23 protein-coding genes are annotated in these 25,081 nt (G+C 34.9%); 10 read left to right on the forward strand and 13 right to left on the reverse strand.

Annotated elements, in window-relative coordinates; genetic code table 11:
• Positions 1-2: 2 nt before the first annotated feature.
• Positions 3-1,385, forward strand: a complete 1,383-nt coding sequence (gene atpD / locus A9G45_RS01085; RefSeq protein WP_065568358.1) for a F0F1 ATP synthase subunit beta — start codon at positions 3-5, stop codon at positions 1,383-1,385.
• A gap of 39 nt (positions 1,386-1,424) precedes the next feature.
• Positions 1,425-1,850, forward strand: coding sequence for a F0F1 ATP synthase subunit epsilon (locus tag A9G45_RS01090; RefSeq protein ID WP_065568359.1), 426 nt, complete (start codon positions 1,425-1,427; stop codon positions 1,848-1,850).
• A gap of 265 nt (positions 1,851-2,115) precedes the next feature.
• Here the strand turns inward: A9G45_RS01090 and A9G45_RS01095 are convergent, their stop codons facing one another.
• From A9G45_RS01095 to A9G45_RS01105, 3 genes are all read right to left on the reverse strand, one after another.
• Entirely contained in the window at positions 2,116-2,493 is a 378-nt protein-coding gene (locus tag A9G45_RS01095; protein WP_065568360.1) for a hypothetical protein, read from the reverse strand.
• A gap of 102 nt (positions 2,494-2,595) precedes the next feature.
• Positions 2,596-2,943 (reverse strand): hypothetical protein, encoded by a 348-nt coding sequence (locus A9G45_RS01100; protein ID WP_065568361.1) that lies wholly within the window; start codon positions 2,941-2,943, stop codon positions 2,596-2,598.
• 102 nt (positions 2,944-3,045) lie between these two features.
• On the reverse strand, positions 3,046-3,384 hold the full coding sequence (locus A9G45_RS01105) for a hypothetical protein (protein WP_065568362.1): 339 nt from the start codon (positions 3,382-3,384) through the stop codon (positions 3,046-3,048).
• 1,143 nt (positions 3,385-4,527) lie between these two features.
• Between A9G45_RS01105 and A9G45_RS01110 the strand changes: the two genes are divergently transcribed.
• Positions 4,528-5,343, forward strand: a complete 816-nt coding sequence (locus A9G45_RS01110) for a hypothetical protein (protein WP_141673561.1) — start codon at positions 4,528-4,530, stop codon at positions 5,341-5,343.
• An 87-nt stretch (positions 5,344-5,430) separates the two neighbouring features.
• Positions 5,431-6,114, forward strand: coding sequence for a Sir2 family NAD+-dependent deacetylase (cobB, locus tag A9G45_RS01115; RefSeq protein ID WP_065568364.1), 684 nt, complete (start codon positions 5,431-5,433; stop codon positions 6,112-6,114).
• Between the two features lie 9 nt (positions 6,115-6,123).
• On the opposite strand, the gene mtgA is transcribed toward cobB, so the two are convergent.
• Positions 6,124-6,819 (reverse strand): monofunctional biosynthetic peptidoglycan transglycosylase, encoded by a 696-nt coding sequence (gene mtgA / locus A9G45_RS01120; protein WP_065568365.1) that lies wholly within the window; start codon positions 6,817-6,819, stop codon positions 6,124-6,126.
• A 48-nt stretch (positions 6,820-6,867) separates the two neighbouring features.
• Positions 6,868-7,362: a molybdopterin-guanine dinucleotide biosynthesis protein B gene (mobB, locus tag A9G45_RS01125; RefSeq protein ID WP_065568366.1), complete on the reverse strand. Its 495-nt coding sequence runs from the start codon at positions 7,360-7,362 to the stop codon at positions 6,868-6,870.
• 84 nt (positions 7,363-7,446) lie between these two features.
• On the opposite strand from mobB, the gene A9G45_RS01130 reads away from it, so the two are divergent.
• Positions 7,447-8,475, forward strand: a complete 1,029-nt coding sequence (locus A9G45_RS01130) for a threonine aldolase family protein (RefSeq protein WP_065568367.1) — start codon at positions 7,447-7,449, stop codon at positions 8,473-8,475.
• A gap of 144 nt (positions 8,476-8,619) precedes the next feature.
• Here A9G45_RS01130 and mobA read toward each other — a convergent pair whose 3' ends face one another.
• Positions 8,620-9,207 (reverse strand): molybdenum cofactor guanylyltransferase MobA, encoded by a 588-nt coding sequence (mobA, locus tag A9G45_RS01135; RefSeq protein WP_065568368.1) that lies wholly within the window; start codon positions 9,205-9,207, stop codon positions 8,620-8,622.
• 201 nt (positions 9,208-9,408) lie between these two features.
• Here mobA and A9G45_RS01140 point away from each other — a divergent pair, with 201 nt between their 5' ends.
• Entirely contained in the window at positions 9,409-9,678 is a 270-nt protein-coding gene (locus A9G45_RS01140; protein ID WP_065568369.1) for a YihD family protein, read from the forward strand.
• A gap of 14 nt (positions 9,679-9,692) precedes the next feature.
• Positions 9,693-10,412, forward strand: a complete 720-nt coding sequence (locus tag A9G45_RS01145) for a thioredoxin domain-containing protein (protein WP_176701801.1) — start codon at positions 9,693-9,695, stop codon at positions 10,410-10,412.
• 143 nt (positions 10,413-10,555) lie between these two features.
• On the opposite strand, the gene A9G45_RS01150 is transcribed toward A9G45_RS01145, so the two are convergent.
• Together A9G45_RS01150 and A9G45_RS01155 are read right to left on the reverse strand one after the other, a co-directional pair.
• A complete protein-coding gene (locus tag A9G45_RS01150) occupies positions 10,556-12,529 on the reverse strand; it encodes a MacB family efflux pump subunit (RefSeq protein ID WP_065568371.1) in 1,974 nt (657 codons plus the stop codon).
• 1 nt (position 12,530) lies between these two features.
• Complete coding sequence (locus A9G45_RS01155) at positions 12,531-13,718, reverse strand: efflux RND transporter periplasmic adaptor subunit (RefSeq protein ID WP_065572346.1); 1,188 nt, start codon at positions 13,716-13,718, stop codon at positions 12,531-12,533.
• 269 nt (positions 13,719-13,987) lie between these two features.
• On the opposite strand from A9G45_RS01155, the gene A9G45_RS01160 reads away from it, so the two are divergent.
• The gene (locus A9G45_RS01160; RefSeq protein ID WP_065566157.1) at positions 13,988-14,245 is read left to right on the forward strand and encodes a YfhL family 4Fe-4S dicluster ferredoxin; all 258 of its coding nucleotides are present in this window, start codon (positions 13,988-13,990) and stop codon (positions 14,243-14,245) included.
• On the opposite strand, the gene ispH is transcribed toward A9G45_RS01160, so the two are convergent.
• The 5 genes from ispH to folE form a co-directional block, all read right to left on the reverse strand.
• On the reverse strand, positions 14,246-15,193 hold the full coding sequence (ispH, locus tag A9G45_RS01165; protein WP_065566086.1) for a 4-hydroxy-3-methylbut-2-enyl diphosphate reductase: 948 nt from the start codon (positions 15,191-15,193) through the stop codon (positions 14,246-14,248).
• 1 nt (position 15,194) lies between these two features.
• Entirely contained in the window at positions 15,195-15,665 is a 471-nt protein-coding gene (lspA, locus tag A9G45_RS01170) for a signal peptidase II (protein WP_065566087.1), read from the reverse strand.
• A 112-nt stretch (positions 15,666-15,777) separates the two neighbouring features.
• On the reverse strand, positions 15,778-18,585 hold the full coding sequence (gene ileS, locus A9G45_RS01175) for an isoleucine--tRNA ligase (RefSeq protein ID WP_065566088.1): 2,808 nt from the start codon (positions 18,583-18,585) through the stop codon (positions 15,778-15,780).
• Between the two features lie 37 nt (positions 18,586-18,622).
• On the reverse strand, positions 18,623-19,561 hold the full coding sequence (gene ribF, locus A9G45_RS01180) for a bifunctional riboflavin kinase/FAD synthetase (RefSeq protein ID WP_065566089.1): 939 nt from the start codon (positions 19,559-19,561) through the stop codon (positions 18,623-18,625).
• A 178-nt stretch (positions 19,562-19,739) separates the two neighbouring features.
• Positions 19,740-20,399: a GTP cyclohydrolase I FolE gene (folE, locus tag A9G45_RS01185; protein ID WP_065566090.1), complete on the reverse strand. Its 660-nt coding sequence runs from the start codon at positions 20,397-20,399 to the stop codon at positions 19,740-19,742.
• A 188-nt stretch (positions 20,400-20,587) separates the two neighbouring features.
• On the opposite strand from folE, the gene polA reads away from it, so the two are divergent.
• Both polA and gltX read left to right on the forward strand, forming a co-directional pair.
• A complete protein-coding gene (polA, locus tag A9G45_RS01190; protein WP_065566091.1) occupies positions 20,588-23,362 on the forward strand; it encodes a DNA polymerase I in 2,775 nt (924 codons plus the stop codon).
• A gap of 280 nt (positions 23,363-23,642) precedes the next feature.
• The gene (gene gltX / locus A9G45_RS01195; RefSeq protein ID WP_065566092.1) at positions 23,643-25,067 is read left to right on the forward strand and encodes a glutamate--tRNA ligase; all 1,425 of its coding nucleotides are present in this window, start codon (positions 23,643-23,645) and stop codon (positions 25,065-25,067) included.
• The last annotated feature ends 14 nt before the right edge of the window (positions 25,068-25,081 follow it).

Below are 25,081 nucleotides of genomic sequence, written 5' to 3' on the forward strand. Positions count from 1 at the left end.
AAATGGCTACTGGAAAGATTGTCCAGATCATCGGTGCGGTGGTTGATGTCGAATTCCCCGAAGATGCAGTACCAAAGGTATATGATGCATTAGAAGTGGAAACTGGCGCTGAAAAATTAGTTCTGGAAGTTCAACAACAATTAGGTGGTGGTGTTGTTTGCTGTATTGCGATGGGATCATCTGATGGTTTAAGACGTGGACTTAAAGTGGTAAACACTGGTCACGGCATTGAAGTACCAGTGGGGACTAAAACACTAGGGCGTATCATGAACGTACTTGGTGATCCTGTTGATAAAGCAGGCCCAATTGGGGAAGAAGAGCGTTGGGCTATCCACCGTGCAGCACCGACTTATGAAGAACTTGCGAACTCAACTGAATTACTTGAAACAGGTATTAAAGTTATCGACTTAATTTGCCCATTTGCTAAAGGGGGTAAAGTGGGTCTATTCGGTGGTGCTGGTGTGGGTAAAACCGTTAATATGATGGAGTTAATCCGTAACATCGCTATCGAACATTCTGGTTACTCAGTATTTACAGGTGTAGGTGAACGTACTCGTGAAGGTAATGACTTTTATCACGAAATGAAAGAATCAAACGTGCTTGATAAAGTATCGTTAGTTTATGGTCAGATGAATGAGCCACCAGGCAACCGTTTACGCGTTGCGTTAACTGGTTTAACCATGGCAGAAAAATTCCGCGATGAAGGTAAAGATGTATTATTATTCATCGATAATATTTATCGTTATACCTTAGCTGGTACCGAAGTATCTGCGTTATTAGGTCGTATGCCATCGGCAGTAGGTTATCAACCGACATTAGCTGAAGAAATGGGCTTATTACAAGAGCGTATCACTTCAACTAAAACAGGCTCAATTACGTCAATCCAAGCTGTATATGTACCAGCAGATGACTTGACTGACCCATCACCAGCAACAACATTTGCTCACTTAGATGCAACAATCGTATTGAGCCGACAAATCGCCTCATTAGGTATCTATCCAGCGGTGGATCCATTGGATTCAACCAGCCGTCAATTAGATCCTTTAGTGGTTGGTCAAGAGCATTATGATTGTGCCCGTGGCGTTCAGTCGATTTTACAACGTTATCAAGAATTAAAAGATATTATTGCGATTCTTGGTATGGATGAGTTATCAGAAGAAGATAAATTAATTGTTGCTCGTGCGCGTAAGATTCAACGCTTCTTATCTCAACCATTCTTTGTTGCAGAAGTATTTACTGGTTCACCAGGTAAATATGTACCATTGAAAGATACGATAAGTGCATTTACGGGTATCATGAAAGGCGATTATGACCATATACCAGAACAAGCGTTCTATATGGTTGGTTCAATTGATGAAGCGATTGAGAAAGCAAAATCTCTCTAGGAGATTCATTGAGCAGATCGTATTAACGGAGATAGTAATATGGCACTAACTTCCTATCAATTAGAAGTTGTTAGTGCTGAATCTCACCTATTTTCAGGTGATGTTCAGCGAATCAGAGTAACTGGTCAAGAAGGTGAGCTCGGGATCTATCCTGGTCACACACCTTTACTCACAACAATAAAACCAGGTATGGTTGGTATTGTGAAAACGAATGGCGAAGAAGAGTTTATCTATCTGTCTGGTGGTATTTTAGAAGTTCAACCTAACATCGTAACCATCTTAGCAGATACTGCTATTCGGGGTGAAGACTTAGATGAAGCAAGAGCGCAAGAAGCGGTAAGGCAAGCGCAGGAACATATTAATCACCTAAGTGATGATGTGTCATTTGCTCAAGCATCTGCCGAACTATCTAAGGCATTAGCAAAAATTCGTGTTATTGAATTAACTCGCCGTGTCGGCCAATAATTTGCTTTTTATGTTGTAGTGCACAAAAAAGGTTACTGGATAGAATTGCTGAGTAACCTTTTTAATTTTAGCGTTCCAAATGTTAAGCGTTAGTTTTCTTTCAATACTCTTCAATATTATTTTCTTATTAAATTGATACTGAAACCTATTTCTAAAACTTTTTAATAGAAAACTCGCAATAACTTAAAATTTCTTTTTCATTTAAATATAGGAAAATTAGGGTTATACCTACTACTTAGCTGTTTTCGTAAAGTAACAAGGACAGTTATTCAACAGTTTTTGAAACAAAGTAAACTACACCCAATCCAGCAGAGCAAGAATCATAAATATCATTTTCATTAACCTCTACAGCGTCATTTTTCGTTATGGCTTGATAACTGTTACCATCATCATCATGGAAAACAAAATGATAAACTTGTGTATATATATACTGTTTTTTTATTGTAGTATTTGTATTTTTCTTCTTTTCTGATGCCAATAAGGTGACTTTGGTTTTGGACGGATCTAAATTTCCCATATCAACGATACCAGCATATTGCATTTGCCTTAGTGCATCGTTCATAAACTGATTTGAGCAATTAGGCACTTTAGCAAAAGAGATAGCTGGTAATATTAGCCCAATAATTAAAATAATTTTTTTCATGTTATAACCTTAATTTTGTTTTCTTTATTCTGTGTAGCTAACTTGTAAAGCTACAGTATCAATTCATTAAATAATTTTTGAAATCTTTGGCAATTTGATCCATTAATCAAAATAATCAATCTGGCGTTTTGATACTAAATAACTATCAACTTCACCTATCGAGCAGTCTTTATTAGAAGTTTCACTTTTGGTGATAACTTCATAAGCTTTATTTTTATTATCATAAAAAACAAAATGGTAAATTTGCGTATATAAATCCTTACTTTTGTGTTCAGATGCTAAAAGGGTTATTCTCAATTTTGATTGATTCAAGTTTTCAATCTCCACTATATTACTATTTTTCAACCACTCCTTAGCCTTATCCAAAGCGCGAGTATGGCAATCTGGCCCTTTAGCAAAAGATAGCATTGGGCATAATATTAACAATATTACTAAAGAAAGCTTTTTCATATAATTACCTTAAGTTATTCTTTTTTTAACTTATATTATTTTTATCATTGACTAAAAACACGCTAAAATGCCAAATTTACTTGCCTATTATTAGATAAGCTACTAATGAACTTGACTTTTGGATATTAGATATTTATTCACATCACTGATTGAACATTCTTCATATGATGCTTGGCTTTTGGTAATAACTTGGTAGCTATTACCATGTGTATCATAAAAAACAAAGTTATATATTTGCGTATACACCCCTTTTTTTATTTCTTCTGATACCAACTGTGTTATTTTGGTTTTAGATTCATCTAACTTTCGAATATCTACTATGTTCTCGTTTTTCATCCAAGCCAAAGTCATATTCATAGGCCAAGAATAACAATTAGGTCCTTTAGCAAAAGAGGCTAATGGGCACAACATTAACAATATTAGTATAGAAAACTTTTTCATCTTATTACCTCAATTCATTCATTTCTTATCTTTGGCAGAATATAACCACCTAATAATTTAACAATCGTTCGATTGATAACTGGCTAATAAGTTTTTGTCCTTGCCCAACTTACCTCTTCAATTAAACTTATTGTTTTCATATAATTATTTAATTTAATTATTTTATAGTGAGTTAGCTTATCATAAACGTGTATTGTTAATACACTATTTGTTATATTAATCCTCGCCTTCAAAATGGATAAATGTCACCGCTGTGATATCAATAAAAAGGGGGGAAGCAAGAGCTTCATATTTAGTCTTCGGGTTTAGATAAAGAAGTCAAAGAAATTGATGATAAAAAAGGCTCAACCAATGAAAATGATTAAGCTAGTTGTTATATTGTTGGTTAATTTTATAGGTGGATTACTAAGCTATCGATAGTGTTATCACTTTATCAGGAAACACGGCACACCTGCGTCTTATTATTTACTATTTTATGGTTTGTGTTATTGCTGTTTTATTATTATTTCAATCTTTATATTAAATAAAACGATCATCAGGTTTAGTTTTTTGTGGGATGATTGTTGGTATTTTAATAAGTTTTATCTTATGGATTACCTGTCCATTCATTGTGGGAAATTATTATAGATCATCAGCCCTGAATATAGCTATTATTATAATCTATCTACTTATACCATCAGCTATTACCCTTAATTTCGCCATATTTCCAGTAAGCTTATTATGTTGTCATTACTCAATTGTTTGGATTGAAAAAATATATAACAAAATTATTCATATGATTAGGTCATCTTAAACCGTATAGAGACAACCAATACGGTATGTCCATTCAAATTAAGTTCTAGTACAATAAAAATCAGTCAGAAAACCCATTGATTTTATTGAAGTTTTTATTTTGAAAAAATGATAAGAAATAATAACATGAATCCTTTTGCTGCAAGCTATACCTTATGGTGTACGGGTTAATACATTAAGTCTATTGTAAAGGCGGATACTATTTAATATTTTGGCTAGGATCATATAAAGTATTGAGATTTAATCTTACATAACTTATTAAATAAAATAATATTATGGATTTTTATAATAAAAAAAATGATATAGTATGAAAGATTAATTTTTGATTATTAATAAAGATGTGATTTTTTAATGAAGAAAATTACTTCCTTCTTATTTTTTATACCCATTATATGGTTAATGTTTTCTTTTTCATGTTTAGCTAAACCAAAAGTTATCCATGTTCTTGTTGCACTATGTGATAACAAATACCAAAAGATTGTTCCTGTTCCAAAAGCTATAGGTAATGGACAAGATCCTAAAAGTAATCTTTATTGGGGAGCCGCTTATGGTTTTAAAACCTACTTTGCAAAACAAAAAGAGTGGCAAGTTATAAAAACTAATCGGCCAAGCAATGATAAAATATTAGAAGAAATAATTTATAAACATCAAAATCAAGATGTTTATATCATAGCGCAAGCATATAATGGTAAATATATAGATGATACTGTCAATGATTTTCTAGATTATGCTGCTGGTAAAAAAGAGCAATCCTATTTGTTTGGTGATAAAAAAGTTATTGTTGGAGGCAAGGCTGATTTAGTTGTTTATATTGGTCATGATTCGTTAATGGAATGGTCATGGCGTAAATATTTACCTGATAGCTGGCGATGGGAAACACTCTCAAAAGAGCAACAGGCAAAACAAAAATCGCGTTATGCAGCAGTATTTGCATGCAAAAGTCAGCAATATTTTTCACCACCGCTATCTCGTTTAGGTATTACGCCACTGATTTTAACTATGCACCGAATGGCGCCTGAAGCATATAGCGTTTATGCAATGATTGATAGTTGGCTAAAAGTTGATCCCAAAGAAGTTACTCGCCAAAAGGTAGCAAGCGCTTATAGCCAATATCAAAAACTAAATAAGCCAGCATTACAGATTTTTACAACTGAATATAAGCAATAATCCTAATTATTTTTTAATCACACGATAAGCACTATAGATGTTTAATTTATAGCAAAATAATTAAATAACGAAGGTATATATACAATTATGAAGGCACCTAAAATTGTCATTTTAACTGGCGCTGGTATTTCAGCTGAATCTGGATTATCAACGTTCCGTGCACAAAATGGATTGTGGGAAGGGTATAATGTAGATGATGTTGCAACCTATGATGGATATCTTCGAGATCCGATTGCTGTTCATCAATTTTATAATATGTTGCGTAATAAATTACAAGATCCTAATGTAAAACCCAATGCTGCACATTTTGCATTGGCAGAGCTAGAACAAAAGTTAGGTTTTGATAACGTATTAATTGTGACACAAAATGTAGATAATTTGCATGAACAAGCTGGATCAAAAAATATTATTCACATGCATGGTGAGTTATTAAAAGTTCGTAATGAAAAAACAGGGCAGATCATTGATTGTAATAAAGATATCGATTATGCACAAAATACATTAATCCGCCCACATATTGTTTGGTTTGGAGAGATTCCATTACAAATGGATGCTATCCATGACGCACTGTTACAGGCAGATTATTTTATTTCAATAGGTACATCAGGAAATGTTTATCCAGCAGCGGGGTTTGTTCAGATTGCAAATCAATCTGGTGCTAAAACCATTGAACTGAATTTAGAGCCTAGCTTTAAACAAAATTTATTCCAAACAAAAATTTATGGACCTGCAAGTAAAATTGTTCCTGAATTTATTAAGACATTTATCTAACAATAAACACTATTTTAACTTTTTTAGATAATTTTTATTACCCAAATTATTCATTTGGTTATAAATCCATTTAGCTCTTTTTTGTACCCGTTCACTTGGTATTGTTGGACTCCAACGTCTTGGATTAGGTAATATTGCTGCAAGTAAACTTGCTTGCTTTGCAGTTAACTGATTAGCACTAACATTAAAATAGTGCTGAGCGGCGGCTTCAATACCAAAAATACCCTCTCCCCATTCAGCACAATTTAAATAGATTTCCAGTATACGTTTTTTGGGCCAAAATAGTTCTATCCACAATGTAAACCAAGACTCAACACCTTTGCGAATCCAGCTACGAGATGGCCATAAAAAGATATTTTTAGCAACTTGCTGAGTGATTGTGCTAGCTCCTTTGAGTTTTTTGCTATTTTGATTATGATCTAAGGCGATGCGAATAGCATTAAAATCAAATCCCCAATGCACAGCAAAATTTTGATCTTCTGAGGCTATTACGGCAATTTTAATATTGTCCGAAATTTCATTCCAATTTTTCCAAACTCGTTGTTGAGGTATATTCCAATGCATGACTTTACGTTCTATCATTAACATAGACCCATATGGGGGATTCCACCAACGCATAGCTAAAGTTGAAAAAACAGATAGTAGCATTAGTCCGATTATTACCTTTTTGGCAATGGCTAGAATTTTTTTTAATAAACGAATCATGCTAATTTTATATAATATAAAGTAAAAAGGTAGATAAGATACGATATATTATTGTTTAAATAAATATCTTTTTATAAAATCAACAATTTGAATTGGTTGATTGATATCAAAAATAGGCACAGAAACATCTAATGGTTCATCACTGGCTATCGCTATTGTAAACTCATCTATATAGAGGGGCTTTTTATTTGCTTGACGATGACAAATGATTTTAGGAATATTTTCGTCTTTAAATCCTTCAATCAATATAATATCAACATCATTAAATTGATTAATGAGCGTGATTAAATCTGCTGGTTTATTCGGTGTTTCTTGAATCATTGCATAACGATTATTACAGGCAATAATTGTTTGCAAAGATCCAGCTTTTCGCAATTCATAACTATCTTTACCAGGAATATCAAACTCAATATTATGGTGCGCATGTTTTAATGAACCAATAGTAAAACCTTGTTCAACGAATAATTCAATGATCTTTTTTAGTAAAGTTGTTTTGCCGTTACCACTATAACCACAAATCCCAATAATTTTCCGGTTGTTCATCGATTCTTTACTCTAATGTGCTATATTGAAGATTAGGTAATATTACACTATTTTATACAATGCCTGTTGGAGAAGGAGCGTTATATGTACGATTTTTTGAATGATTATAATCAAACGGTTCACCCTCATTTACTAAAAAATTTTATTGATATTGCTGATAAAAAATTGAGTGGTTATGGTTTAGATGATATCTGTGATCATGCAATAGAAAGCATAAAAAAACAATTGAAATCACCAAAGGCTGATATTCATTTTATGCCTGGAGGAACCATTACTAATTTAACAGTAATTTCACATATATTAAGACCTTATCAAGCGGTTATTGCAACTGATACAGGGCATATTAATGTGCATGAAACTGGCGCTATTGAGGCGACAGGGCATAAAGTGTTAACAGTGCAAACGGAAGATGGGAAACTGACACCAGAATTGATTAAGCCTGTTTTAACTCATCATTGCGATGAGCATATGGTACAACCTAAACTTGTCTATATCTCAAATACGACAGAACTCGGTACGGTATATACCAAGCAAGAACTCAAAAAACTATATCAATTTTGCAAAAAAAATCACCTTTATCTTTATTTAGATGGTGCAAGATTAGCGATGGCATTAACGGCAAAAGATAATGATATTACTTTTCCTGATTTAGCAAAATATACTGATGTATTTTATATTGGTGGAACTAAAGTGGGGGCTTTTGCTGGTGAAGCGGTGATATTTAATAATCTTTCCATTAATCAAGATTTTCGTTTTAGCATGAAGCAAAAAGGGGCAATTTTAGCCAAAAGCTGGGTTGTGGCTGTACAAATTAAAGCATTAATGCAAAATAATCTTTATTTTGAGTTAGGGAAGCACAGTAATGAGATGGCTGATAAATTAAAAACACTATTTGAGAAAGCAGGGTTAACATTTATCGCCAAACCACAAAGTAATCAGCTATTTGTTAATTGCCCAATCCAACTGGCTGAAAAAATTCTTGCTCATTACGCCGTAGATAATCTTGGACAAACTGATGCTAAACACATTGGTTTACGTTTTTGCACCTCATGGTCCACACAAGATGAAGAAATAGAATTATTTGCTGAGCAATTTCAGAAATGGTTGGCATAACAAATAAATAGCGATTAGGCGTTGATATGAGCTACTTTAAATAAATAACCTATTTAAATAAAATAACCTACCCCCATTATTTTGGCTATATTATCTATTGATAAATAGCCTTAATACCGATGATATACTTATCTTATTTCTATCTCAGTAGTTTTTTATTTGATTTGCTTGTTTAAGTTCTTCAGGCGTATTGATATTAATAAAACAAGAAGTCTGATCATTAAAATCAACGGATTTTGCATCAATTTGTTTTAAAAATGACATTAATTTACAATTACCTTGTTCCAGATACAATTTAAGTTTTTGGATAACTGCTTTATGAATAAGCAAAATAGTTGGGTGATTATACTGACCATCACACGGGTAGATTGCTTCGCTGTTTGAAGTATGTATTGCTAAACGCGCGATTAAATCATCTGGTAAGAAAGGGGTATCACAACTAACAAATAAATTCCAATCTGTTTCACTACGTAATAACCCACTGTAAATGCCAGATAATGGCCCTAAATAGCCAGTTAGATCATCGCTAAATACTGGGTATTGAGCTTTTCGATATTGATTAGTATTACGATTGCAGTTAATCATAATTGAGTCAACTTGAGGTTTGATATGGTTAATGACATGCTGGTAAAGTGGTTTTCCGTTTAACAACAGTAATCCTTTATCATCACCATTCATTCGTAAGCTTTGCCCTCCTGCTAGAATAATTGCAGTAATTGGTACACTTTTCATAAATTATTTCTCTTTTGCATTGCCAAAAAACAAAATAACATTACTATATAACAAAGTTGTTTTAAGTTTTAGCATACATATTTTAAACATAGCAGCTCAATTATTCATGAAATTGAGTATATACCAGCCTGTTTTTAATATGTAAATTAAATTTTATATCATCATCTTCAATTACTTTGAGGATTAAAAAAGGTATTAATTATGAAATGTCATCGTATTGATGAAGTAATGGAATTATTACAACCCGCTTGGGAAAGTGATTCAGATCTTAACCTATTACAATTTTTAGCTAAATTGGGTCAAGAAGCGGGGTTTGAAGGTGAATTAAAGGACTTGAGTGACGAAGTTTTAATTTATCATTTAAAAATGCGAGGCTCAGATAAGAGCGAAGCTATTCCAGGCCTAAAAAAAGATTATGAAGAAGATTTTAAATCTGCGTTGTTAAAAGCACGTGGAATTATAAAAGAATAAGGAGGATTATGAATATGAAAAAAACGCTGATAGCAATTAGTATTGCACTTTTTTCTGTAAACTGTTTTGCAGATGAAGGTAAAACAACAACTAAATCCGAAGTATCAATAACCACAACTGCGCCAGAGCCGATCGAATTAGGCAAACAATATGCTGCATTACCAACAAACCCTTCACCCGACAAAGAAGTTATAGAGTTTTTTTCGTTTAATTGTCCAAGCTGTTTTAGATTTGAAATTCAAAATCAAGGTTCGCACACCATTGGTAAAGCTTTACCAGAGGGTGTTAAATTTAAACGTTATCATTTAGAGGATTTTGGACCACTAGCTAAAGAGCTTGCGCAAGCGTGGGCTGTAGCGAATGTCCTTGGTATTGAAGATAAAGCTTCAGATGCACTTTATAATGCAGTTCAAAAAGATAAAACAATAAAAACAGCTGATGATATTAAAGTGGTTTTTGAAAAATTAGGTATCAGTGGTGAAGTGTATGATAAAACCAAAGATGGCTTTTTAGTTAAAGCCTTTATGGCGCAACAAGCAAGTGCAATTAAAGAGATGAAACCAGAGTCTATTCCTACTGTTATTGTTAATCGTAAGTTTTTTATCATAGCAAATCAACTTAATATAACTAGTGATGAAGCATTTATTAATGACTATGCAAGAGTGACAGCATTTGTTGCTGGGTTAGATCCTAATGCAAAAGTAGAGCAAAAAACAAATTCCGATAAAAAATAATGTGATGATATATCATTGTTATCATTTTTTACTAAAAGTATAACCTATTATTTTTAATAGATAAGTTAAGCGTTTAGTACTAATATTACCATCCCTTTGCATAGCTATTTTACGCAAAGGGATTTTTTATTATAAGAATATGATTATTCTCTTTCTAAAGCATGAATAGGATCAAGCTTAGCAGCTCGTCTTGCTGGAAAGTAGCCAAAGATAATGCCAATTATACTGGAGCAACTAAATGCGGCAATAATGGCAAGAATGGAAAAACTCATAGCAAATGACGTAACAACAGCATTAAAAACAAACCCAATAGCAAATGAAAGTAAAATACCTATTGTTCCACCAATTAGGCAGACTAATACTGCTTCGATCAAAAATTGTTGTAGTATATCACTTGAACGAGCCCCAACCGCCATACGTACACCAATTTCGCGAGTTCTTTCGGTGACCGAGACTAACATGATATTCATCACCCCAATACCGCCAACAATAAGTGAAATTAGCGCAATAGCTGAAACCAATAGAGTCATTACCCAAGTTGAGGAATTAATTGTTTCTCGTATATTGTCTGAGTTAAAAATATAAAAGTCTTTTGTGCCATGCCTTTTTAACATAATTTGATTAATAGCTTGCTCAGCAACCGATAGATCAACATTATCGTTAACGCGTACCGTAATACTTTTTAATGACGTTTGCCCAACCATACGATTAATAACTGTGGTATAAGGTAACCAAATATTTAAACTCTCATTGCTACCAAACCCTTGTTGTTGTTTGGTAGCAATACCAATTATTCTTACTGGTAATTGTCCCACCATTAAAATTTTTCCAATAGGATTTTGATTGGCAAATAATCGTTTAACCGTATTTTCATCGATTACCGCATCTTGTGTGGAAGCAATAATACTTGTTTCATCGAAAGATTTCCCCTGTGTAATATTATAGCCACGAACGGCAAAAAATTGCTCACCAACACCATTTACGGTTCCTATTACAGCAAGGTTGTTAATTCGAAAATAGACACTGGTTGCAAGGTTTGGGGTTGTACTATGAACAAAGCTTTGTTGAGCTAAAAAATCCGCATCAGATGAGCGCAGTGTAGTGATTTTATCCGCATTGCGATCACCAAATCCCGATCCGGCATAAATTTCTAAAGTACTCGTTCCTAATGAATTAATATTAGATAAAATTTTTTGTTTGGTACCTTGACCTAATGCGACAACTGACACCACAGAGGCAATACCAATTATAATACCTAACATAGTTAAAATAGTTCGTAACCGTTGTGAGACCATCGATAAAATAGCCATTTTAAACGCATCACGAAAACGATAATATTTTGCCCAGAAATTATCTTGCGTTTTAGTCGCTTCGATCTGCTTAACTTGGCGATTAGCATTGCAATTTTGTTCAGATTGGTAATTTGGATTAATTGAATCAGAAACAATATTCCCATCACTAATTTCAACAATTCGCTGGGCACTTTTAGCAATATTCGAATCATGAGTAACAATAATAACAGTGTGACCTTGTTGGTGCAATTCTTGTAATATTGCCATTACTTCTAAACCACTTTTACGATCGAGGGCTCCTGTTGGTTCATCAGCTAAAATAATTTGCCCACCATTAATTAGAGCTCGACCAATACTGACTCGTTGTTGCTGTCCTCCTGATAACTGGCTCGGTTTATTATCTATTTTATCGGCAAGCCCTAAACGGGTTAAAATTTCGTTCGCTCTTTTTTGTCGTTGCTCGCTAGTAATACCCGCATAAATAGCAGGAATTTCTACATTTCCTCGTGCAGTTAGTGCGTTTAATAAATGATAACGTTGAAAGATAAAGCCAAAATGCTCACGACGTAATTCAGCTAGCTCATCAAGTGATAACTTCCTTGTTGCGCGCCCACTAATTGAGTAAGTCCCTGAAGTTGGTTTATCTAGGCAGCCTAAAATATTCATCAAAGTGGACTTTCCAGATCCTGAAGCCCCAATAATAGCGACCATTTCACCAGCATTAATTGTCAGATTGATGCCTTTAAGAACTTGTATGGTTGAATCTCCTGCTGGAAACTCACGAACAATATTCTCAAGCTTGATAAGAGGTATATTATTCTCCATGTTAGAATCGAATCCTTGGTGATCTTGCATTATTGCCTATTGATGCGCCATTAGCGCTACTGACCACAACAATATCGCCTTCTTTAATGCCTGATTTTATTTCAACATTGATATTGTTATCGGCACCCAAAATAACCTCACGCTCTTCAATTTCTTTATATTTATTTAACAGATAAATAACCGCTTTATTTTTATCTAATTTTTTTTGGATGGCTTGAGAAGGGATAGTTAGCACATCTTTTGCTTCCGACAAAACGATATAAACTTGTGCTGTCATTGAAATTCTTAAAATATGATCGGGATTATCAACATCAAATAACCCATTGTAATAAATTGCACTTTTTGTAGATGATGAGCTTGACGAGGTTGTCTCTGTATTAATTGAGTCTGGCGCAGGCTCGATTGCGCGCAGAGTTAAACCATCAAAACGCCTATTAGGTTGACCTAAAATAGTAAAATAAACCGGCATTCCTTTTTTAACATTAACCACATCAGCTTCAGAAATTTGTGCCTCAATGGTCATTTTATCAAGCTGAGCTACTTTAACTATGGTTGGTGCGCTTTGAACAGAGTTAACTGTTTGCCCTTCATCGACTGGGATTGCGACAATTATACCATCAATAGGTGAGCGAATTTTAGTATATCCTAAGTTCACTTTCGCTGTATCTACGGCAACTTGTGCCTTAACAATATCGGCATCAAGTGCTGCAATATCGGCTTTAATTACATCAAGCTCGGCTTTTGCTGCATCCAAATCAGATTGAACACCAACGCCTTTATTAACCAACTTGCGATGGCGATCATAGGTTAATTGATAGTTAATTAATTTTGCTTTTTTAGCTTCACGTTGTGCTTCTAAACTATTGAGTGATGCTTCTGATTGTTTTAAATCATTACTTTGTTTAAGATCGTCAATCTCGGCAATCATATCGCCTTGTTTAACTTCATCACCCAATTCAACATAAAGCTTTTTAATTTGACCCGAAACTTGAGCACCAACACTGACTTGTTTAAATGCACTAATTGTCCCATCTGCTAGGACTGTTTTTTCAATATTGCCTTTTGTTGCCGGTGACGTAATATAATTAACTGTCGTTTGCGAAGAGAAAAAAATTATTTTTGTAATATAAATAATTGCAAAAGTAATGACGGCTATGAATAAATACTTTTTTTTAAAAAACTTTAACAATCTTTTTCATCCTTATGTTTTGTTATTATTTTTTCGACATTGTATCGCAATAAATAAAAATGAAATTGATAACTATTCTTAATAAATTGTAATAATTATGAAAATTATCTAATATAAGTTATTCATTTTATACTACAACGCATATTTTTCTGAAACTTTTTTACAATAATTGAACGACCCAATCAGCCATAATGTGATCTTTATTCTGATTTATTTGCGATTGCGCTATAATGGCGCAAATTTATAGAGTTGATGAAGATAACAAAGCAATGGCGCTAAAAATAACATCAAAATGTATCAATTGTGATATGTGTGAGCCTGAGTGCCCAAACGAGGCTATCTCAATGGGCTTTGACACATATGAAATCGATCCGAATAAATGTACGGAATGTGTGGGTTATTATGATCATTCTACTTGCCAGCGCGTTTGCCCTATTCAAAATGCAATTATAGCCGATCCTCAACACGTTGAAACACAAGAGCAATTACTCTTGAAATTTGAGCGACTTAAAGCTATTACTAAATAATTAGCTAGATTTGACATCGATGCGTAATTCTTTAGGAATTTCAAAAGTGATATTTTCTAAAATACCATCTGTTTCAATGAGTGATGTACAACCAAGACTTTTCAAGTGATCAATGACTTGTTGCACTAAGATATCGGGAGCAGAAGCACCAGCGGTTACCCCTATGGTATGCGCGTTTACTAACCACTCTTTTTGGATGTCTGAAGCAAAATCAATTAAATAAGCCTGTTTACTATTGCGTCTAGCAAGCTCTGCTAGACGATTTGAATTAGATGAATTTTTAGAACCGACGACCAAAACAATATCTGCGCGCGAGGATAGCTGTTTTACCGCTTGTTGGCGATTGGTTGTGGCATAGCAAATATCATTTTTACGTGGACTACGAATATCAGGAAAACGTTTTTTTAAAGCGACAATGATCTCGGCAGTATCATCAACCGATAAAGTTGTTTGAGTGGTAAAGCAAAGGTTATTTTCGTTTTTTACTTGTAGTTTTTGTACATCATCTATCGATTCGACTAAATAGATACCACCTTCAGGATTATTATACTGCCCCATTGTTCCATCAACCTCAATGTGACCAGCATGACCGATTAAAATGACTTCTTCGCCACGATAACTAGATCGAGCAACTTCCATATGTACCTTAGTCACGAGTGGGCAAGTCGCATCAAAAACGCGCAACTTACGTTGTTTGGCTTCTTCTCGAACGGCTTTAGATACACCATGCGCTGAAAATATAAGAATCGTGTTGTCAGGAACTTCATTAATATCTTCAATAAAAATCGCACCTAATTCTTTTAGGCGATTGACAACGTAGCGATTATGTACAACCTCGTGGCGGACATAAACGGGTGCACCAAATAACTCTAGTGCACGTTCAACAATGGTGATAGCACGATCAACACCTGCACAAAATCCACGAGGGTTGGCTAAAATAATTTGCATGTTATGCTGTCTTCTTCGGTTTTTTGTAATTACAGAAAATAAATAAGCCAATACCCGCACAAATTGCACAGTCAGCAATATTAAAGGTTGGATAATGCCAATTACCAAAGTTAACATCTAAAAAGTCAACCACAAAACCATGGTAAATACGATCAAATAAATTACCAAATGCTCCTCCCAGAATCAGTGATAATGAAAGGTTCTCTAATTTTTGTTTACGACTATTGCGGTATAACATGTGCATAATCACGGCACTGATTATCAAAGCAAAAACAGCAAGCATTGTACGTTGACCTTCAAAAATGCTAAAGGCAGCCCCAATGTTGCGGACATAAGTGATCGAGAAGAAGGGTAGAAGGTTCACTGATTCAAATAACGAGAAGTTATTTATAATCCAAAATTTACTTGTTATATCAATGATAAAAACAATGATTGCAAATAATAACCAGTAAAGTCCGTTATCTTTTTTCATATAATTTATGCTCATTATTATATTTCCGCCGACAATCGTCGGCGGAAAGGGTACTAGGTTGCTATAGGGATCGCTATAGCTGATTTTGTGCGTTAAATGGCTTTATTATTGCTTATGCAAAATACCTTATCTCGCCATTGCCATGGATGTTTTCTTCACAACGCTTACATAAATGGGTTGTTGGTTCATTATCTGTTGTGTAGTGCCAACAACGAGGGCATTTATCGCCTTGTGCTTTGGCCAACTCAATTTTCAGTCCTTGAATATCACTTTGTACAGCGTTTTCTGGTGCTGTTTGTAATGGTTTAACGCTAGCTTGTGATGTAAGTAAAACAAAACGCAATTCGTTTTCTAATTTAGCTAATGTTGTAGCAATCTCTTCATCAGCATAAAGAGTAACGGCCGCTTCAAGTGCACCACCGATTACTTTATCATTACGACCTTGTTCAAGTACTTTATTCACTTCGCTACGAATTGTTAAAATTTTCGACCAGTATTCACTATTCAAGGTTTCATTATCCGATAATGCAAATAATGCGCTATACCATTCATCTTCAAAAACGAATTCTTGTTTTTCTGCTGCTGGTAAGTATTGCCAGATTTCATCTGCAGTAAATGATAAGATCGGAGCAATCCAGCGAACCATAGCTTGAGCAATATGATATAAAGCGGTTTGACAACTGTGGCGTGCAATACTATCACTTTTGGCTGTGTACTGACGATCTTTAATGATATCTAAATAAAATGATCCCATTTCGATTGAACAAAATTGCATAATGCGTTGTACAACTTTATGGAAATCATAATTTTCATATGCCTGAATAATGTGTTCTTGTGCTTCTTTCGCCATGCTCACCGCCCAACGATCAAGTACAACCATATCATCTGGCTTAACCATATCGGTCACTGGATAAAATCCATTTAAATTCGCTAGCAAAAAGCGAGCAGTATTACGAATACGACGATAGCTATCCGCCGCTCGTTTGATAATTTCATCTGAATAACTCATTTCACCCGAATAATCGGTAGATGCAATCCATAAACGTAAAATATCGGCACCAAGCTTATTCATCACTTCTTGGGGGGTAACGATATTACCGAGAGATTTAGACATCTTACGACCTTGTCCATCAACCACAAAACCATGAGTAAGCACTTGCTTATAAGGCGCTTTGTTATCAATTGCAGTAGATAACATTAACGAAGACATAAACCAACCACGATGTTGATCTGAACCTTCTAAATATATGTCGGCATCATGACCTTCGAATTCTGGACGAGCGCGAACCACCGATGAAAAAGTAGATCCAGAATCAAACCAAACATCTAACGTATCAGGAACTTTGCGATAATCATCAGCATCTGGACCGAGAAGATCTTTAATGTCCGCATCCCACCAAGCTTGAATGCCATCTTTTTCAACTAACTTAGCTATTTTTTCAATTAAAGCTAATGTGTCTGGGTGAAGTTCCTCAGTCTCTTTGTGTACAAACAATGTCATAGGTACACCCCACGTACGCTGACGAGAAATACACCAGTCTGGGCGATTAGCAACCATAGTTTCAATGCGCGCTTGTCCCCAATCCGGGATCCAACGCACTTGTTTAATTTCTTCTAATGATTGCAAGCGCAAATCTTGCTTTTCCATGCTAATAAACCATTGCGGTGTCGCACGAAAAATAACAGGTGTTTTATGGCGCCAACAACATGGATAGCTATGTTCAATATTTTCAAAGTGTAATAATGCATTATGTTCTTTTAAGATCTCAACAATGACTTTATTCGCTTTAAATACAAATAACCCGTCTAAACCTGCACCTGTTCCTGATAAGTAGCAACCATTACCACCAACAGGATTGGCGACTTCAAGTCCATATTTTTGACCTACCATAAAGTCTTCTACCCCATGACCAGGGGCGGTGTGTACTGCACCAGTACCAGCATCAATAGTAACGTGATCACCAAGTACAACTGGCTCATCAAAATCAAGGAATGGATGTTTAAAACGCAATAACTCAAGCGCATCACCGTGACAGCTACCTAACACTTTCCATTCACTGATATTGGCTCGTTTCATCACAGATTCAACTAAATCAGCTGCTAAAATTAAGCATTCTTTATCATTGACTTGAACAAGCTGATATTCAAAATCAGTGTTTAAAGCAATTCCTCGACTTGCTGGTAAAGTCCAAGGTGTGGTAGTCCAAATTACAACATAAATCGTTAAGTCGGTATTGATACCAAATTTATTTGCTACAGCTTGATTATCGACCGCTTTAAATTTTACATCAATTGCTGGCGATGATTTATCATAATATTCCACCTCAGCTTCTGCCAAAGATGACATACAATCCGTACACCAATAGACGGGTTTGGCACCTTTGACTAAATGGCCATTTTTTATAACGTTACCTAAAGTGCGGATAATATTTGCTTCCGTATTATAATCCATTGTACGGTAAGGATTTTGCCAATCACCCAATACCCCCATACGGATAAAATCCGCCTTTTGTAGTTCAACTTGTGAAGCCGCATAATCACGGCAAATTTGGCGAAATTCAGCAGACGAAACTTTAACCCCAGGTTTACCAACTTGCTCCTCAACTTTTTGCTCAATCGGTAAACCATGACAATCCCATCCAGGGATATAAGGTGAATTATAGCCACTCAATCCTTTTGATTTGATAATAATGTCTTTAAGGATTTTATTAACGGCATGACCAATATGTAATTTCCCATTGGCATAAGGAGGACCATCATGCAAAATAAAGCTTTTTTTACCTTTTTTCGCAGAGCGAATTTTGCGATAAAGTTCTTTATCGTACCAATTTTGTAACATTGCTGGTTCGCGCTTAGCAAGATCGCCTCGCATAGGAAACCCTGTTTCAGGTAGATTCAATGTATTTTTATAGTCTGTCATGCTGATTTATTCCAGTTAAATTTGTTGATACTACTTTTTAATTGGTTAATTGTGCACTGATATTTTTCGCAGTGCAAACATCTTGTGTAATTTGTTGTTTTAATTCTGCTAATGAATCAAATTTTTTCTCATCGCGTAATTTTTCGATGAATGTTATGTCTAAATATTGTCCATAAATATCATCCGAAAAGTCAAATATATTCACTTCTAAAATCGCCTTTTTTCCATTAATGGTTGGTCTTAAACCAATATTGGCAACGCCATCATAAAGTTGATTATTACAAATATTTCTAACTTTAACAAAATAGACGCCTTGTAGTGCAGGCTTTTTTCGGTGTAAGTGAATATTTGCGGTTGGAAAACCTAATTGTCTTGCCAAAGCATTACCATGTATTACGCGACCTTGAATGGTATAATCTCGACCTAAAAGACAATGAGCCAATTTAAAGTCGTTATTTAAAAGTGCTTGGCGCACAGCTGTGCTACTAATACGAAAATTATTCCAAACAAATGTTGGCATACTTTCGACGATAAAATCGTTGTTATGTGCATATTGCTGTAAAAGGTTTATATCTCCTTTACGGTCAAATCCAAATCGAAAATCATCACCAATGGCGATATATTTAACTTGCAGCTTATTAATCAACCAATCTTGAATAAAATGATTCGCTGACATGTGAGCAAATTTTTTTGTAAATGGAATTGCGAGAATATAGTCAACACCAAATTTTTCAATAAAAATGACTTTTTCCTGAAATGAAGTCAACCGTGAGGGCGCATTATTTTGTGTAAAAAACTCTAGTGGTTGTGGCTCAAACAACATCACAACTGTAGGCAAGTTTCGCTTTTTACCTTGTTTAATAATATGGTTAATTAACTGTTGGTGCCCTAAATGAACACCATCAAAATTTCCCAAGGTTAAAACACATTGAGAGAATTGATTTTTTAAATTAGTTATACCACGGATAATCTTCATGAAAACAATGTTATTTATATTAAGTAACCAAGAATTATACCAATCTTTCTTGAAGATGCACGAAATATAAAGCTAGGTATTGCGGTTTTCTATCGAGCTTTTTGCACTAGTTTTGGCAACAGCTTGATTGTTGACCAATGTCCAAAACTTAATTAACCAAATATAACCATTAGTAAGATCAGTAATGATTAAGTGCCCGTAAAAACTCTTGTCTTGTGCTTGGATTAGTTTTAAATCCACCACCAAGCGCAGTAGTTGTTGTGATGCTACTAGAGTCTTTAATTCCTCTTGCTTTTACACAGTAGTGAGTGGCATCAATTGAAACAGCAACATTGACCGTACCAAGCAAAGTTTGTAGAGCTACTAAAATTTGTTGGGTTAACCGTTCTTGTACTTGGGGACGCTGTGAAAAAAACTCAACAATGCGATTGATTTTAGACAGACCAATTACTTTATCTTTTGGAATATAAGAAACCGTTGCTTTACCGTCTATTGTTACAAAATGGTGCTCACATACACTAGTTAATGTAATGTCACGAACGGTAATCATCTCATCCACTTGCATTTTATTGTCGATTAACGTAATTTTCGGAAAATTTTCATAATAAAGGCCAGAAAAAATCTCATCAACATACATTTTTGACACACGATGAGGGGTCTGAGCAAGGCTGTCATCCGTCAAATCAAGCTCCATTAATTTCATAATTTCACGAAAATGAGCCTCGATTTTTGCTTTACGCTCATTATTATTCATAGCTAGATGGCATGATGGAGTTTCAAGATTTTTGGCTGCTAGTGCATCTTTGACTTTTTGCGCGGCAAGACTTAATACTGTCATTTATCAAATACTCAGGTGAAATTGAATACGATATTATATAACACTTGTGGTGCAATATATAGTTTTTTGCTGAAACGTCTAACTAACCTGAAACATCTTTACATTATATTATCTATGATGATAAGAATATTATGACTAATTAGGTTATACTGTCAGTTATTATATAGCATAACGTTTAGGTAACTATAATGCCAAATAACACACCAATTATTTTAATTGATGGATCTTCTTATCTTTACCGTGCTTTTTTTGCATGCCCTCCTTTAACTAATGCCAAAGGTGAACCAACAGGCGCTATTTTTGGCGTCATTAATATGATTCGTAGCTTGTTAAATCAATACGATCCGACACATATTGCTGTTGTATTTGATGCTAAAGGCGGATCGTTTCGTAACGAAATTTATAGTGAATATAAAGCTACTCGTGAAGCGATGCCTGAAAATCTTCGCCCACAAATTGAGCCTATTCATACCATTTTAAAAGCGATGGGACTACCACTGCTTTGTGTTGAAGGTGTTGAAGCAGATGATGTAATTGGTACATTGGCTAGGCAAGCAGAAAAGGCAAATCTTGAAGTCTTGATTAGTACTGGCGATAAAGATATGGCGCAGTTAGTAAGCGATAAAATTACACTTATTAATACCATGAATAATACCATTCTTGATTCAAAAGGTGTCATGGAAAAATTTGGTGTTCCACCAGAAAAGATGATTGATTATTTAGCGTTAAGAGGTGATTCTTCCGATAATATTCCTGGTGTGCCTGGAGTAGGTGAAAAAACAGCACAAAGTTTATTATCCCAATTTGATGGTGTAAAAGATATTTATAATCGATTAGATGATGTTGAAAAATTGGCTATTCGAGGAGCTAAATCCTTAAAACAAAAATTGATTGATAATCAGAATGATGCTGAACTTTCTTATCTATTAGCAACAATCAAAACGGATGTTAAATTAGATTTTACCAATGAACAATTATTGATCGGAAATATTGACGTTAATGCGTTAATTGAGTTATTTAGTTATTATGGTTTTCATCGTTGGCAAAAAGAATTAATTGCAGGTACCTTCCTAAAGCAACAAAAAAATATGGTTGTCGAGATTGAAGATGATTTATTTTCTCAAGAACAACCTACAGCAACTTTGCAAAAAAATGAAACCGATTACCAGTGTATATTAACCAATGAACAACTCGATGAATGGATAACCAAATTAAGCAACAGCAAGCAATTTGCTTTTGATACCGAAACGGATAATGTTGATCATGTGCACGCTAAATTAGTTGGTATCTCATTGAGTGTTGAACCTTACCAAGCGGCTTATATTCCACTTGCTCACCAATATTTAGGTGTTCCAAAACAGCTTCCTCTCAATGATGTTCTGGCTAAATTGAAACCAATACTTGAAAATCCAGAAATAAAAAAAATCGCTCAAAATGCAAAATTTGATTACAGCGTATTGGCCAACTATGGCATAACCGTTCAAGGTATCGCATTTGACACTATGCTTGAATCTTATGTACTAAACAGCACTGAACGTTATGATATGGATAGTTTGGCCAATCGCTATTTGAACCACAAGACGATTACTTATGATGAATTAACTAAATTTGATAAAATTCAAGTTACTATTGATGCTATTGAGGTAGAAAAAACCACACAATATGCTGCGGAAGATGCCGATATTACATTGCAATTGCATCATAAGTTATGGCCAACTCTTGAAAAAAACCAAAAATTAAAAAAACTATTCACTGATATTGAAATGCCACTTGCTATTATAATAGCTGAAATGGAAAGAACAGGCGTTCTAGTGGATGCTAAATTATTAAATAAGCATTCAGCTGAGTTGAATAACAAATTGAACGAAATTCAAGAAACGTTACAATTGTTAGCAGGTGAAAAATTTAACCCAGCATCACCTAAGCAAATTCAAGTTCTTTTATTTGATAAGCATCAATTACCAGTACTCAAAAAAACGCCCAAAGGCGATCCTTCAACTAGTGAAGAGGTTTTGAGCGAGCTAGCTAATCAATATGAGCTACCACGCATGATTTTACTTTATCGTAGCTTAGCTAAGTTGAAAAATACCTATACTGATAAATTACCATTAATGCTTAGCCCAGTTGATCATCGGATACACACTAATTATAACCAAATTGGTACGATAACAGGACGATTGTCTTCAAATGAGCCTAATTTACAGAATATTCCTGTTCGCAATGAAGAAGGTCGTCGAATTCGACAGGCATTTATTGCACCAACAGGTTATAAGATTATTTCTGCCGACTACTCACAAATCGAATTGCGTATCATGGCACACTTATCGCAAGATAAAAGTTTACTTGATGCTTTTTCTCACAACAAAGATATTCATCGTGTCACAGCTAGCGAAATTTTGGGAAAATCTGAATCTGAAGTAACTTCTGAAGAGCGAAGACGAGCAAAAGCCGTTAACTTTGGGCTAATTTATGGTATGAGTGCATATGGCTTATCAAAACAAATTAATATTGCTCGAAAAGAAGCCCAATTTTATATCGATCGCTATTTTGAACGCTATCCAGGTGTTCAAACGTATATGGACGAAATCCGCCAACAAGCGACAGAACAAGGTTATATTGAAACGCTATCTGGTCGACGATTATATCTACCTAAAATTAAATCAGGAAGTGGCATTGAACGCCGAGGAGCTGAACGAGCCGCCATTAATGCGCCAATGCAGGGCACAGCAGCTGATATTATCAAAACAGCGATGATTAAGGTAAGCGACTGGATTAAAAGCCAGCCTGTAGGTAATATTAGGATGGTAATGCAAGTACACGATGAGCTCGTATTTGAAGCAAAAGAGGAGTTGGTTGAGCAATATCGTGACCAAATAAAATCCATTATGGAAAATTGTTACCAACTATCCGTACCATTAAAGGTAGACGTGGGAATAGGCAATAACTGGGATGAGGCACACTAATTAATGCCAAATCAGCGCCAAATAAGTTAGCCTTAAATAAAATAGTTAATCGCTTTTTTATGCTAAATCGCATATTTTACAGAAAATTTTTTATAAATTATGGCGTAACTTTTTGGCACTAATGGCACTATTGCTCAAACTTTTCGGCGTGTTAGAATAAGCAACTAAATTGAATTGATATCAACATGTTATTCTGCTTGTTAATATTGGCAGAATAAAAAGGCATTTGTCGCCATTTGGCTATTTAAGTTTGCTTTTTTGTTATTATTAGGATTATTTCATGAAAATAAAAACCCGTTTTGCACCTAGCCCAACAGGCTATTTACATGTAGGTGGTGCACGTACAGCGCTTTATTCTTGGCTCTATACTCGCCATGCCAAAGGTGCATTTGTATTACGTATTGAAGATACTGATCTTGAACGTTCAACGCCAGAAGCGATTGAAGCGATTATGGAGGGTATGAATTGGTTAAAATTATCATGGGATGAAGGTCCTTATTATCAAACTAAACGTTTTGATCGTTACAATCAGGTCATTGATGAAATGTTAGCTAACGGTACTGCTTATCGTTGCTACTGTTCTAAAGAACGGCTTGAAAAATTGCGCGAAGAACAAATGGCAAAAGGTGAAAAATCGCGTTACGATGGACATTGTCGTTGTGATTCAGTACAAAAAGAACACAGCCATAATGAACCTCATGTTGTGCGTTTTGCTAACCCTATTGATGGCACTGTCATCTTTAATGATTTAATTCGAGGACCGATTGAGATTGCCAATAGAGAACTTGATGATCTTATTATTCGCCGCACTGATGGTTCACCAACCTACAATTTTTGTGTAGTAGTTGATGATTGGGATATGGAAATTACTCACGTTATTCGTGGAGAAGATCATATTAATAACACACCTCGTCAGATTAATATTCTAAAAGCGTTAGGTGCACCGATTCCTGAATATGGACATGTATCGATGATCTTAGGCGATGATGGACAAAAATTATCTAAGCGTCATGGTGCGGTAAGTGTAATGCAATATCGTGATGATGGCTATTTGCCTGAAGCTCTACTTAACTATTTAGTGCGCCTTGGTTGGTCTCATGGTGATCAAGAGATTTTCTCAGTACCTGAAATGATTAACTATTTTTCATTAGGTGCGGTGAGCAAATCAGCCAGCGCCTTTAACACTGAAAAATTACTTTGGTTAAACCATCATTATATTAATCATCTGGACGCTGATTATGTGGCTCAACATTTAGTATGGCATATGAATCAACAAGGATATGATTTATCAAAAGGCCCTGACCTTATTACAATTATTAAACTATTTGGTGAACGTTGTAAAACCCTTAAAGAAATGGCTGAATCGTGTGCCTATTGTTATCAGGATTTTGATGATTTTGATGCAGATGCAGCTAAAAAGCATCTACGTCCTGTCGCTAAAGAGCCATTGGAAGCCATTAAAGCAAAAATTACAGAAATTGCTGATTTTGATTGGCAAATTGATAAAATTCACCATGCTATTGAAGCAACAGCAACAGAGCTCAATGTTGGCATGGGAAAAGTCGGCATGCCACTACGCGTTGCCATAACAGGCATAGGGCAATCACCATCGGTTGATGCGACGGTTTTTGCGGTAGGAAAAAAGCGAACGCTTGCAAGAATAGATAAGGCACTTGCATATATTACACTGCGTGAGCAATCTTAAAATTAACCTATAGT

The organism is Gilliamella sp. HK2 (assembly GCF_001690265.1).
Taxonomy (GTDB): domain Bacteria; phylum Pseudomonadota; class Gammaproteobacteria; order Enterobacterales; family Orbaceae; genus Gilliamella; species Gilliamella apicola_C.